Annotated in this window: 10 protein-coding genes, 1 tRNA gene and 1 pseudogene; 6 read left to right on the top strand and 6 right to left on the bottom strand. The window is 37.8% G+C overall.

The window, feature by feature from the left end:
- Positions 1–39: 39 nt before the first annotated feature.
- Complete coding sequence (locus tag FHT21_RS12455) at positions 40–2,748, bottom strand: PQQ-dependent sugar dehydrogenase (RefSeq protein ID WP_167294970.1); 2,709 nt, start codon at positions 2,746–2,748, stop codon at positions 40–42.
- 816 nt (positions 2,749–3,564) lie between these two features.
- On the opposite strand from FHT21_RS12455, the gene FHT21_RS12450 reads away from it, so the two are divergent.
- The 5 genes from FHT21_RS12450 to FHT21_RS12430 all read left to right on the top strand — a co-directional run bounded on the left by FHT21_RS12450 (position 3,565) and on the right by FHT21_RS12430 (position 6,970).
- Positions 3,565–3,753: a cold shock domain-containing protein gene (locus tag FHT21_RS12450; RefSeq protein WP_167294969.1), complete on the top strand. Its 189-nt coding sequence runs from the start codon at positions 3,565–3,567 to the stop codon at positions 3,751–3,753.
- Positions 3,754–3,757: 4 nt separating this feature from the next.
- Entirely contained in the window at positions 3,758–3,955 is a 198-nt protein-coding gene (locus FHT21_RS12445; protein WP_167294968.1) for a cold shock domain-containing protein, read from the top strand.
- A gap of 109 nt (positions 3,956–4,064) precedes the next feature.
- Positions 4,065–4,274, top strand: a complete 210-nt coding sequence (locus FHT21_RS12440; RefSeq protein WP_167294967.1) for a hypothetical protein — start codon at positions 4,065–4,067, stop codon at positions 4,272–4,274.
- Between the two features lie 129 nt (positions 4,275–4,403).
- On the top strand, positions 4,404–5,180 hold the full coding sequence (locus FHT21_RS12435) for an AraC family transcriptional regulator (protein WP_167294966.1): 777 nt from the start codon (positions 4,404–4,406) through the stop codon (positions 5,178–5,180).
- 338 nt (positions 5,181–5,518) lie between these two features.
- Complete coding sequence (locus FHT21_RS12430) at positions 5,519–6,970, top strand: arylsulfatase (protein WP_243853982.1); 1,452 nt, start codon at positions 5,519–5,521, stop codon at positions 6,968–6,970.
- A gap of 469 nt (positions 6,971–7,439) precedes the next feature.
- Here FHT21_RS12430 and FHT21_RS12425 read toward each other — a convergent pair whose 3' ends face one another.
- Positions 7,440–8,708: an Hsp70 family protein gene (locus FHT21_RS12425; RefSeq protein WP_167294965.1), complete on the bottom strand. Its 1,269-nt coding sequence runs from the start codon at positions 8,706–8,708 to the stop codon at positions 7,440–7,442.
- Between the two features lie 75 nt (positions 8,709–8,783).
- Entirely contained in the window at positions 8,784–10,877 is a 2,094-nt protein-coding gene (locus FHT21_RS12420; protein ID WP_167294964.1) for an HRDC domain-containing protein, read from the bottom strand.
- A 225-nt stretch (positions 10,878–11,102) separates the two neighbouring features.
- Here FHT21_RS12420 and FHT21_RS12415 point away from each other — a divergent pair.
- Positions 11,103–11,176, top strand: a tRNA-Ile gene (locus tag FHT21_RS12415).
- A 310-nt stretch (positions 11,177–11,486) separates the two neighbouring features.
- On the opposite strand, the gene FHT21_RS24975 is transcribed toward FHT21_RS12415, so the two are convergent.
- The 3 genes and pseudogenes from FHT21_RS24975 to FHT21_RS24965 form a co-directional block, all read right to left on the bottom strand.
- Entirely contained in the window at positions 11,487–11,636 is a 150-nt protein-coding gene (locus FHT21_RS24975) for a hypothetical protein (protein ID WP_243853980.1), read from the bottom strand.
- Between the two features lie 66 nt (positions 11,637–11,702).
- Positions 11,703–11,873 (bottom strand): annotated as a pseudogene (locus FHT21_RS25060) (zinc ribbon domain-containing protein); the annotation flags it as partial.
- 21 nt (positions 11,874–11,894) lie between these two features.
- Positions 11,895–12,692 carry a recombinase family protein gene (locus tag FHT21_RS24965; protein ID WP_243853978.1) on the bottom strand — a complete coding sequence of 266 codons (798 nt, stop codon included), beginning with the start codon at positions 12,690–12,692 and terminating at the stop codon, positions 11,895–11,897.
- Positions 12,693–12,952 lie beyond the last annotated feature (260 nt).

Here is a 12,952-nt window from a genome sequence, read left to right as displayed (position 1 = left end):
CGGGAATGACGCAGCATCAAAATAATTTTATTTATAGACCTATTTCGGCTCTACTGTTATCGATTGGATAATTGGCCTATTCTTTTTGTCATTCGTTTTTAATTCTTTGAATATAAAATAAATAGAATGAAATTTTCCATCCGAAAGCATATTGATCGGGATACTTTTTCTAAAAGTAGATTTTCCGATCATAATGCCTTTACTATCATCCAACCGGATTTCAATTTCTCCATCAGCACCTTGATCAAGGTTTAAGAAAGAAAAACCAAAGCCCGAAATGCCGGTTAAATCGACATTTTTAATGGCTAACCAGCCATTATCCTTAGTTAAGACAAGTTTTTCACCTCCAAAAACATCTTTTCGCTGAAAACCTCCAAAATCTTTAATATCATCGGCATCAATGATACTGCTTTTAAGATTGATGACATTTGTAGTGGTTAAAGGTTTTAAACCCACAGCACCTGCATCCGTATAAGTTGCTTTCAGGGTTAGTACCGATTTCTTTTTATCAGTAGCTGCTGACGGAACAATTTTGCCAGAAGTTGGGAGCGATGCTTTAACAGCTTCCTTATTACCCAAAGTCATAATCCACTCCGTAATTTTTTTCACTTCAGCTTCTTTCATAGTGCTATGTGCAGGCATTGGTACTTCTCCCCATACGCCGTGGCTACCGCCAATCACTTTTGAAGCCAGATAATCAACCGCTTTACTATCGTTCTTATATTTTGCTGCAATTTTTTCAAAGGCTGGCCCGATAGAAACAGCCGATTCTTTGTGGCAGGTACTACAATCAGATTTTAGCATTAGTACTTTGCCAATCATAGTTTGTGCGGCCTGTTGGTGCCCTAATTGTGCGCCTGCTAAATCGGTTCCTTCGGTATAAGTATTTGAAATGTATATACGATTGTTATTCACTTTAGCACCTTTATCGCTTACTAAAACTTTATAATCAACCGGTTTATTCGGGAAGTAAAAACTCTTATTTCCAGCTAAGTCAATATTTACAATTGGGTATTCGTTACCTGCAAAAACCGGTATTACCTGGCTCTTTGCCGAGGCTTTACTATTATCTATTACGGTAACGTTTACCGGATATTCACCTGCTTTAGTAAAAGTATACTGGAGCGTTGGCGTAGTGGTTACTTTGGTTATTCCTTTTCCTAAGTTCCATACATAAGTTAAAGGATCACCATCAGGATCTTTAGCGGTAACAGTTGCCGTCATTTTATATGGGAGCAAACCACTGGTTTTTGCAATGTTCAGGCTTACAACTAAAGGTGGGCGGTTGCCTTTCAGGTAATCGATTCTGGTAATTGCAGCATCAGGATTTTTGGTAAACCATCCTTTGCCATACTCGAGGATGTATAATTTACCATCAGGCCCCAATTCCATATCAATAGGTGCTGCTAAAGAGACTTTAGACATAAAGGGCTCCATGCTCAGGTAATCGCCCTGCGCATTCATCGTAACTGCTTTAACCCATCCACGTACCCATTCATAAATGATCAGTTTTCCGTTATAATAAGCCGGATATGCTGAATTTGCCGTGGCATAATACACCGGACCGGCCATTGCCGTGCGGCCACCTGCACCAACCTGTGGAAATTCTTTCGATTCGCCATATGGATACCAGATATAAGCAGGTTGTGCTGGCGGAAGTTGTTCCAATCCCGTATTGTTTGGCGAGTTATTAATTGGTTTTGCAGGATCAAATGCATTCCCATTTGTTCCATTGGTATAATCGTAAGCTTTATAAGGATAGTTATTCCCAATAAATAAGGGCCAACCAAAATTACCCGCTTTACGGGCCTGGTTTACTTCATCGTAGCCTCTAGGACCTCTTAAATCATCATCATTACTTGCATCAGGCCCAACCTCGCCCCAGTATAAAAAGTTAGTTTTCTGATCAACAGAAATACGATAAGGGTTTCTGTTCCCCATAACATAAATTTCTGGTCTGGCTTTTGGATCGTTTTTAGAAAAAAGGTTACCATCAGGAATGCTGTAAGTTCCATCTTCGTTTACTTTAATCCTTAAAATTTTGCCCCGTAAATCGTTGGTGTTTCCAGCCGATCTCCTGGCATCGTACTGTTCAAATCCCTTTCTGTTGTCGAGCGGGGCATAGCCTTTATTTACATATTGTTGTTTAGGTGCATCAAAAGGAGTAGAGTTGTCGCCTGTTGAAACATACAGTAAATTATCAGATCCAAAAGCAATAGATCCACCGGTGTGGCAGCAGATTTCGCGTTGAGAATAAAATTCTAAAACGATCTTTTCTGATTCTTTTACAATCTGATCGTTTATTAACTTAAATCTGGATAGTCGGTTTACCGATTTATCAAACGGACTGTAGAAAAGGTAGATATATTTATTAACCGCAAATTTTGGATCTGCAGCCATGCCCAACAAACCTTCTTCTGCATTCACTCCTGGAGTGCTCGTTTTAAAATAAACATCAAGCTTGCCTGCTTCTTTAATTTTTTTAGTCTGATTTTTATAAATCAATACTTCACCTCTGCGCTGTGCTACCAAAATATCCAGGTTAGGGAGGATGGTCATTTCGGTAGGTTCAGTAAATTCTCCTTGTGCCAGGGTAACTTTTACAAAGCGGTCCTGATCTGGTGTGTCTATTTTATGTTTAGGAAAAAATTCGAAAGCCTTACGCTCGTAAATGTTTTTGTTTAGTGTAGTTGCCGATATAAATACTAATGCAATAGCAGATAACAGTAGGGTAAAAGTTGTTTTCATTTATTTGGTTAATGGATTTTTATTAAATATAGGATATAGTTTTATAGGTAGTGGTATTGTATCAAAATTTATGCGAACGGGGGCTCGAGTATTTTAGGCCGGAGAGATTTAAAATTTGCAAATCGGGGTTAATGATCAGCTTATATCATTACAAAATCAAACCCATCAGAACCTGCATGAAAAAGTAATCTAGCTTAAAATCGTACAACCCTAAGTTTTATTTTATGTCAGACTATTGTCATTGTCATTTTAATCTGTAAATTACGGAATGGGCGATAAAGTAAATTTGATTCTTGGAATAGTTTTCCTTTTAGGTGGTTTTAGTGTTTTCTTTGTGATTTTTAGCGGAAAAAAGGGTTAGTTCAATTTTCAAATACTTTTTCAGGAGAAATTTTTCTCCTTGAATGGTTTATTTTGATGATGCGGCAAAATTCGGTATCCGAATAAAAAAACAGAATTCATTTTTGGTGTTTACATCAGTCCCTTATTAATTTAGGGATTGCTGGACTATGCAATGATAAATATAGACTAACAGCTTATTGTATGCCAATCGAAATTTCGATACTGGTAAAATATTGCTTGTTTTTATCGATGTTTTTATTCAAATCCTATTTATTTATTAATGCTGAGTGTATCATATATAAAAAATAGGAAAGCTATAAATTCTGTCTTTGGCTTTTTTACATATGTTTTGGTTATGTCAACACTAAAATCATCGTTAGTTATTGCTTGATCTATCGATTTAGTATGGAAATCTATTTAATAAGTAAACCTTTTTGTTTTTTTGTATGTTTATGGTTTAAAATCTAAATCAAAATGCAGGGAACAGTAAAATTTTATAATGAATCTAAAGGTTTTGGTTTCATCATAACAGAAGACGGGGAAGAAGTTTTTGTTCACGTTACAGGTTTAACTGATAAAATAAGTCAGAATAACCGGGTAGAGTTCGAAATCGAACAAGGGAAAAAAGGTTCTATTGCAGTTAATGTAAAACTGATTCAGTAATTCGATGAGGTTAGGTACAGTAAAGTTTTATAACCAAAAAGAAGGTGTTGGCAGTATTACACCATCAAATGGAGGGAGAGAAGTAAGTGTTTTTGCCCACGGTGTGGTCGATCCAATTAAACCTAATAATATTGTTCAGTTTGATATTGAATTTACGCAGAATGGTGTAGAGGCCATTAAGGTAATTGTGCTATCTGTGTAAAATAGGTATTAAGGAATGTTTCTTGTATCCTATTATTTGTCAGCCTATTTATTATTTGGCACAATTTTTTGATGAGCTAAACAAATAGTTAATACAAAAGTGTCGAAAAATGGTGACAAGCGCAAAGGGTACAATAGAATATTATAATGAAAATGAGGGTTTTGGAAAAATCATGAGCGATATTGGAGAAGAAGTTCTATTTTATCAAAACGGCTTAATAAATGGATTTAATTTAAGAAGGGGGATAAAAGTTTCTTTTGAATTGCATCAAACATTATCAATTGCAATAAATGTGTTGATTCTTGAACCGAAAGATTGATGATGATTTAGCGATTTGATGTTTAACCCGTATTGCAGATAGCATTTTATCATTATAATAAATTTATTTTAGCAACTTGTAACCAAATCTGATAAATTTGATCTTACTGTTGTTTATCCTTAAGTTTTTATGATACAGCTAGAGCCAATTAACGGTTTTTTTAAAAGAGAACATGCATTGCATGCAATATACCCTATGCGTATGTTGATTGTACGCGAGGGAAATGGCTTTTTATGTATGAATTCTGGCGATTATCCCCTGTTAAAAGGTAGGATTTTTTTTATTCCGGAAGAAGGCCTGGTTAGGCTCGATGGAGAAATTACTTCAGGTTATTGGCTAAGTTTTAGTAGTTTATTGTATGCAGAATTTTTACTTCAGCACTTAGATCCTCAGGCTAAGAATCTCTTCTTAAATTTATCTTTCAGGGATCTTGATTCGCACAAATCAATTAAAACTTATAGTTTACTCGATCAGCTAAAAAGAGAGATCAATATTAAAAAAGATATGCCCTTTTTAGCACAATACTTATCGCTATTTCTGGGTTTTACAGCTGGTTTAGATGGTTATCTTGCTGCTTTAACTTTAGATGATTTACAGCAGGTATTAAGGTTTAGGGCAATTTTAGAACAATTTTATAAGCAAGAAAGGTCCATTCAATTTTATGCAGAAGGCATGGGCATGAGTTCAGGTAAATTAAATAAATTTTTAGATCGTGTGCTCGGGAAAAGCCTAACAGTGCTCATCAAAGATCGTATTATGCGCGAAGCCGAAGAATTGTTGCTTCATAGTGATTATACAGTTGATGAAATAGCTGAATTATTGGGTTTTGAACAAACCACCAATTTTAGTACGAGTTTTAGGCGGCACAAAGGCATCTCGGTATTACAATTTAGCCGCCTAACCTAAATTGAATGAAAAATTGGTGCGTCTGCCAAAGAAATGTTCATCAGCTTGATTTCATCTCTTCTAGATGAACAGGTATTCCAGACCTCACCACATTAATTGCTTTCGCGCCTAACGCGTAAAGTTTTGCTTACTGCATCTATTTTATCAGCCGCACCAATTTTTACGTCTGCTAAATTATAAAATCTTAGTCTAAAGAAGAAAAATATTCTTAAATATGTTACATGTTTGTATTTCAGAATTTACAATTCGGTATCTGCGTTGGTTTTGCACGAGTAAATAAAAAAACTAGTAAACTTATAGTCTATTTGAAAAAAATTATATTTACCAAAAATATAATCATGATGAAGCAAGCGTTTACGAAATCTTTTTCTTTACTAAATGCATTCAAATTTATAGCTTTTGCTATGCTAATGGCCAGTTTTATTGCTGTAGAGGCACAAGGTAAAAAGAAACCCAATATTATTTTTATACTGGCCGATGATTTGGGTTATGGTAACGTACACAGCTTTAATCCGAATTCTAAAATCCCTACGCCAAATCTGGATAAGCTTACCGAAGAAGGAATTAAGTTTACACGTTTCTACTCTGGAAATACCGTTTGCGCACCTTCAAGGTGTGCGCTGATGACGGGTTATACCATGGGGCACGCCTGGATAAGAGGTAATGCAAAAGCCAAAGATGGCCTTGCTGCGCTACGTGCGCAAGATACTACCCTCGCCGAACGCTTAAAAGAAAACGGCTATAAAACAGGTATGTTTGGTAAATGGGGTTTAGGTGATGAAGACAGCAAAGGTGCGCCACATTTAAAAGGTTTTGATAGTTTTTATGGATACTTGGATCAATCGCATGCACACCATTATTACACTAACCATTTGTACGAAATTGTTGGCGGTAAAACAGTAGAAGTACCTGTTGATACTACAAAATATACTGAAGACTTGATTGTAAATAAAGCTGTTGATTTTATTAATGCCAATAAAGATCAGCCTTTCTTTTTATACCTGCCGTTAACAGTTCCACATGCGGAGTTAAAAGTACCTGCAGCACTATTGAAGAGGTTCCAGCATGCAGATGGTTCGAGTAAATTTCCGCCCGAAACTCCTTTTGAGAAAAAAGGAAACTACAACAGTCAGGCGCAGCCGCATGCTACTTTTGCGGCAATGGTAAATAAGCTTGATGCCGATGTAGGTACTATTGTAGCGTTGATCAAAAAATTAGGTTTGGATAACGATACCTACATTTTCTTTACCAGTGATAATGGCCCGCATAAAGAAGGTGGTGCTGATCCGGTATTTTTTAACAGTAGTGGCGAATTTAGGGGCGTAAAAAGAGATTTGTACGAAGGAGGGATCCGCATACCACTGATTGTAAGAGCGCCTGGCAAAATTGTGGCGGGGCAGGTTAATCCTACGCCATGGGCATTTTGGGATGTATTGCCAACGATCGATGATCTTACGGGTACAACATCACCCAAAAATATAGATGGCTTATCGTTCTCTCCATTATTAAGTGGCAAAAAAGCAGTTAAAGAACATGAATATTTCTACTGGCAGTTTAATGAAAGCGGTTTGAAAGAAGCCTTAACTAAAGGCGATTGGAAATTGATCCGTTTTAAAGAAAAAGGTACTGCCGAAAAGTTAGAACTGTATAACTTAAAAGCTGATATCGGCGAAAAGAATAATATTGCGGCAAAAAATCCTGAAACAGTTAAAGTACTCTATGCTTTAATGAAACAGGCTAAAACGCCATCAGAAAATCCGCTCTTTGAATGGTCGGAAATTGAAAAATAGATGATGAGGTGGTGAAGTAACGTAAAGAAAATGAGTGTTTTGTGCGGGTAGAACATGTCGGCTGGTAATATCTAATACAATAGGCATTAGGAAATGTTCCCCTTGGCCTCTGTCGTCGCTGGCCGAAATATTAGTGTTTTAAAATGAGGAAATGAGCATCCGGTGGTTCTTGGCAGCTTCAGTCCCGCTTTCGCTTATAGTCCTCGCTGCGCTGCGGGCTATTCCGCTCAATCTGGTTTAGGAACAAGGGTTTCTGCAACTTGCAAACCCTAAAAATGAAATAGTGAATTAGCCACCTAGCCCCGGTTGTAGCGTTACCCTGCAGCAACGAGGTACGAGGAAGCGAAGCGTAAAAGCGAAAAACGGGAAGAAAGGGAGTGTTTTATACAGGCAAAGCGCTCCAAATCCAAATCAGCATTTCTTCTTGCAGCGTCCTAGGGTTCTTCGTTCAGAATGACAGGTTGTATAATTAATCCTCAAACAGATAACCGCTATAGGCTAGTCCTTTGGCTACACTTTTAAAATTATCGCCAGAGTTTAATGGAATGTGTGGGAATTTGGATTTAAACAGATTTTGTACGGCCGAAACCATCGATGTTCCTCCGGTTAAAAACAAACAATCAATGTCAGCAGGGTTGATTTTGTATGTTTCCATAAACTGATCCAGGTAAGTATCGATTTTATCAATGTCTTTTTCGATGATGGAATTGTACTGCCCGAGCGAAATATTCTCATTAATCTCGATTTCCATATTGCTGTAGGCGAAGGTAGAATGAAGTTGGTCAGAAAGTTCAATCTTAGTTTTCTCTATCGATCTGAACAGGGAATAACCCAGGTTGTTTTCGATCAAGGTGATCAGGTTTTTAAATTTCGGATCGTTTCCTGAGTAATAATAATATTCCTCCATCTCTTTCTGGATTTTTAAACCATTAAAAAAGTTCATTTTATCCCAGGTGCAAATATTTGCAAAAAGCGATTTAGGTACATTTAAAACTTTGCCAGGTGTAGCCTCATATAGGGTGTTTTTTCCGAAATATGGTGTGCCTTTATCCCACATAAATGCAGAATCAAGACTATCGCCTCCAATGTAGATACCGCCAGATGCAATCATGTCGTTTTTACGGTCTTTGCTGCCAACTTTATCCGGATCGAGAATCAGGTAGGTAAAATCTGTTGTACCTCCACCTAAATCGGCTACTAAAACGCGTTCTTTCTTACTGATGGTTTTTTCGTAGGCAAAGGCTGCACCGATAGGTTCAAATTGAAAACGGACATTGGTAAAACCGGCACTTTCTGCTGCCTTTTTTAACCTGGTTTGTGCCAGGGTATCTTTCATCGTATTGTCGTCATCAAAGAAAACCGGTCGGCCTATAATGGCTTTTTGGCAATCTTCACCAATAATCTGATCAGCTTTCGCTTTCAAATCTTTAAGAATTAACGTTACCAGATCGGATGCTGTATATCTTTTATTGTGGATACGGGTTTCGGTAAAAGTAGTTCTCGAGAGGATTTGTTTGATGGATTTGATAAAACGGCCTTTCATGCCATCGCTCAGGTAGGCATCTATTGCTTTTTCGCCAACAATATGGCTTTCGCCATCAACAAGACTTTTTACTTCTGTAAAATAAATCAATGAAGGGATAGAAATCGTATCTACAATTTCTTTCTTTTCTTCATCATAAATGGAAAGTGCCGAATTGGTTGTTCCAAAATCGATTCCGTATAAAAACTTACTCATGGTTTGATGTGCTGTGGCTGGCGGCTAAAATGGGGTTGCGAAAGTATTAAAAAAAGTGTGAAGAACTAAATTTTTTTAAAATAACTCGCTGGTGCCTAAATGGGCGTTTACAATGCGGGTAATCTGCTGGCCGAGTTCTTTTGCATTGCCAATGCCTACGCTTTTAAGGGCCGCCAGCTGGTCGGTAGTTCTGGGCATTTTTTCGGCAATAGAAAGTAGTGCTAAGTCAGAAAGTATAGCATAATCGGGCGTGCCACGCTGCTGCGCAATTGTTTTGCGCCATTCGACCAGGTTTTTATAAACCTGCGGATTGGAAATCTCTTTGGGCTTAATGCTTGGTTTAACCGGTTTTTTCTCTGGTTGTTTATTGCCTGCTGCGTGCAGAGTACTGATATAATCTTTGATTGAAAATGGGGTCCACGAAATTTTAAATAAAGCCAGCTTGATCTCAAGGGCATCTTTACAATCATTTAATACCGTAAGCAATTTATCCGAGTGTGTATCATTATAAAAGTTGATGGCCACAATTCTTGCCATTAAGGTAATGAGTTGTTCCAGCTTTGGAACGAAATAATCAGACGCTTTCTGTAAACGATCCATAAAAGCAGTTTCATTTGCCGGATTTTCATCGGTGTTTATTTTCGAAAATTCCTTTGCAATAAAATTTCTGGCTACTTTAAAGATCTCGTGCTGAAGAATCTGGTTTCCTTGTTCGTAAATAGATAAAAAGGCACTCTTCTCGTCTTTGTCGATTAGTTTGGAGCGCCCGAGTTTTTCCCAATCTTTGGCAACCAGTGAGAAATCCAGCAGCTCATGAACCAGCCCCCAGGCATATTGCTGCGTATAACGTGCCAGCAGATCGGCCGTAGGTTTATTTTGGTGAGCAGCTTTTGTAAAACTGATTACTTTGGCATCGGTAATGATATTTTCGGAAACTACAGGCGATTTTAGGATAAGTCCTTCCAAGCTTCTGCAACGGCTCAGTGCTACGTAAGCCTGTCCGTGGGTAAATGCAGTGCTCACATCAACTATCGCCTGATCGAAAGTTAATCCCTGGCTTTTGTGTACAGTAATGGCCCAAGCCAGTTTAAACGGGTATTGAGCGAATGATCCGGTACTGGTTTCGTCAATTTTATTTTCTTCATCGCTCAGGCTATATTTAACATTTTGCCAGATTTCTTTTTCTACTTCGATTTCCCTGCCACTGTTAGTGAAAGTTACTTTTATCGAATCTTCACTAATTGCTGTAATTTTTGCCGCTTTCCCATTGTAAAACTGCTTTTTACCCGATGAATCATTTTTGATAAAGATAACCTGTGCACCCAGCTTTAACTGGAGTTTTTCATCGGTAGGATAGGCATCTTTAGGGAAATCGCCACTTACGGCCGCATTGAATTCGAAAATTTCTCCGGGTAATTTATCTAAACAACCCTGGTTAATTTCGTTAACCAGTTGGTTGTGTGTAGTTAAAGTAATGTAATCATCTTTCCATTCCTGATCTAAAGATGGGTCGTAACGTTCATTCAGTTTGGCAAGAAGGTCAGCACTGAGACTATTTTCTCGCATTCCGTTCAAAATATCAAGAAATATGGGGTCTGATTGACGGTAAACTTTATCTAAGGTAAACGTAAGCATTGGCGTAGACCTGAAAACCAAGCTATCGAAAAAATAAGGACTGGAATAATAACTGCCCAGGATATGCCAGGCATCATGAAAAATAGGAGAGAGCTGGTAAAGATCGCCGATCATTAATACCTGAACGCCACCGAATGGACGGTTAGCACCCTTAACACGTTTTAAAGTACGGTCGATAAAATCAATCAGATCAACCCTAACCATACTAATCTCATCAATGATCAATAAATCAAGGCAGCGTAATAACCTTGTTTTTTCAGCAGAGTATTTAAAATTCGTTTCAGCATTTTCATCAACAACCGGAACCAAAGGGCCGAAAGGAATTTGAAAAAAGGAGTGAAGTGTTACGCCACCAGCATTTATTGCCGCAACAGCTGTAGGTGCAACAATGGCGAAATTCTTTTTTGTGGTATCCCTAATTTTGCGTAGGAGGGTAGTTTTACCCGTTCCAGCTTTACCGGTTAAAAAAACAGGCTGGTTGGTGGTGGCTAAAAAATCTAAAAGAAGTTGGTTGTCCGGGTCGGGCGTATTCATATCAATTACAAAATTAACCTATTCGAAATGGATTTAAGGATAGATTAACAGGCGTTTTATCAACAATTTTTATGAGAATGGAGGGGCAGTAAAATGAAAATTAAAATTAAGCACTTGAAAATGAGTTTATATTCGTTCTTTTTATGAAAAAATGCTGAAAACATTTTCCTAATTTCAATTCAAATTTGTAACATTGCACTCGCAAAAAAGGAATGCCTTTTTTCCGGGCCTATAGCTCAGCTGGTTAGAGTAGAAGACTCATAATCTTTTGGTCCCTGGTTCGAGCCCAGGTGGGCCCACCCAAGTGGGCAAACACGTTTTTACGTCGTTTGTCCACTTTTTTTTGCTCTGTAAGTCACTGGAAATCACATTGATAATTGATACAACTTCGTTAACCCGATCGGGTCGATGTTGCGTTTCGTCAAAGCATAGCTTTTCGGGAAAGATCGAACCAATTATCTCTCTTTTAAGCGGCATCTTTCCATTTTTATAATATAAATCCAACTTTAAAAGTGCTTGAACCGTGTTTTTGAGCTCAGTCTCAATATTAACTGTAGGATTTGATACGTCAATTAACTTGCTTTCCAAAATGCCTATTTGTTCTTCACACTAAATTTTAATCGTTTTGTAATCAATAGGATCTAAATCTCCCTTTAGCAATAGTTCTCTTGCGGTTTTTATCTTGTTATTTAATGTTTCAATTTTAGCTGCAACTTCTCTTTTGCTGTCGCCTCTTTCAGAAAAGTTAGTTAAATACATTTCATTTACCGTTTTTGCACAAACTTTAGCATAGCCAGGTCTGGGTGCAAACTTTTTTAAATCTTTAATGATGGCTGAGTTTATTACTTCAGCTTTATATCTGCAGCCACAGATTGAGGAACAATGGTAATAGTAATAATATTTACTTCTGCCTTTGGATGCACTGCCAGTTAGTATTCGGCTGCATTTTGAGCAATAGAGAAATCCTCTTAAAGGGAGTTCTTCTAATGAGAATATTTTTGGCGCTTTTTTCTGCTTTCAGCCGTCCATTACATCCTGCACTTCATAAAACAGGCTTTGGGTAATTAAAGGCTGATGTATTCCGTTTACCAAATGACTTTCTTCGTCTTTGTATTTGGGAATGAAAATCTTGCCATAATAAACGGGATTACGCATACAAACCAAGAAATTGTTTTTGCCACAACTAAGTCCTTTGGTTCTTAAGGCTTTCCAGATTTGTTCTGTCGAAAAAATACCCATAGCTATTCTTTCAAACGCTTCTTTGATCAAAGATGCCTGCAGCTCTCTTGTGACAATCATTTTTTTGCCGGTTTCGGTGGTGATGTTTTTATAACCGATGGGAGCAGAGGCCATCCAACGCCCTTCTTTTCGGGCTTTTCTCATTCCATTAATTACATTTAATGCTCGTCTGTCATTCTCTACTTCCGGGGTAGAGAGATAAATGGCAAGCATCAATTTATTTTCCGGAATAGATAAATCCAGTGGTTGTTCTATTGCCTGGGGTTCAACGCCGAGCGTTCTTAGGGTGCTGATCATGTTATAGGCATCACCAGCATTCCTGCTAAACCTGTCCCATTTGGTAAATAGAACCAGGTCGGTTAATCTGCCTTTGCTTTTTCTTAAGTCGGCCAGGAGGGTTCCCCATGCCGGCCGATTAAAGGTTTTGGCCGAATGGTCTTCGTATATGACTTTTCTAACGGTGATGTTATTAAATTCGCAATATCGCTTTAAACGTTCTTCCTGGTCTCTTTGAGAATATCCTTTTTCGGCCTGTTCGTCGGTGCTTACCCTAATATATAAATCTGCTATTTTCATGGCTTAAATACCTGTTCAAGCTATAATTTAGCAAATTTTCGATAGAATTCCAATACCTTTTTAGCCTGTTCAACTGATATAATTGTGCCGTGTTTTTTTAAAATCTTTACTACTTTTTCAGGGGTTAAGTAAGATTTGCTGCCACTCATTGCCATCCTCCTTTTTAGGACAATAATGGGAAGAAAGAATTTTGATGCTTAACGACAAATTAGGGGAATTCCTGATGAATTAGTATGAGGGCATTTTAGTGGAGTCCTCAG

Origin of the sequence: Pedobacter sp. SG908, from assembly GCF_011759615.1 — a bacterium.
Taxonomy (GTDB): Bacteria; Bacteroidota; Bacteroidia; order Sphingobacteriales; family Sphingobacteriaceae; genus Pedobacter; species Pedobacter riviphilus.
This window is presented reverse-complemented; position numbering and strand designations above follow the sequence as displayed.

Excerpts from the sequence above, each read along its gene's own strand:
- FHT21_RS12455 (WP_167294970.1), bottom strand. The coding sequence starts at position 2,748 with ATGAAAACAACTTTTACCCTACTGTTATCTGCTATTGCATTAGTATTT.
- FHT21_RS12450 (WP_167294969.1), top strand. The coding sequence starts at position 3,565 with ATGCAGGGAACAGTAAAATTTTATAATGAATCTAAAGGTTTTGGTTTC.
- FHT21_RS12445 (WP_167294968.1), top strand. The coding sequence starts at position 3,758 with ATGAGGTTAGGTACAGTAAAGTTTTATAACCAAAAAGAAGGTGTTGGC.
- FHT21_RS12440 (WP_167294967.1), top strand. The coding sequence starts at position 4,065 with ATGGTGACAAGCGCAAAGGGTACAATAGAATATTATAATGAAAATGAG.
- FHT21_RS12435 (WP_167294966.1), top strand. The coding sequence starts at position 4,404 with ATGATACAGCTAGAGCCAATTAACGGTTTTTTTAAAAGAGAACATGCA.
- FHT21_RS12430 (WP_243853982.1), top strand. The coding sequence starts at position 5,519 with ATGATGAAGCAAGCGTTTACGAAATCTTTTTCTTTACTAAATGCATTC.
- FHT21_RS12425 (WP_167294965.1), bottom strand. The coding sequence starts at position 8,708 with ATGAGTAAGTTTTTATACGGAATCGATTTTGGAACAACCAATTCGGCA.
- FHT21_RS12420 (WP_167294964.1), bottom strand. The coding sequence starts at position 10,877 with ATGAATACGCCCGACCCGGACAACCAACTTCTTTTAGATTTTTTAGCC.
- FHT21_RS24975 (WP_243853980.1), bottom strand. The coding sequence starts at position 11,636 with ATGTATTTAACTAACTTTTCTGAAAGAGGCGACAGCAAAAGAGAAGTT.
- FHT21_RS24965 (WP_243853978.1), bottom strand. The coding sequence starts at position 12,692 with ATGAAAATAGCAGATTTATATATTAGGGTAAGCACCGACGAACAGGCC.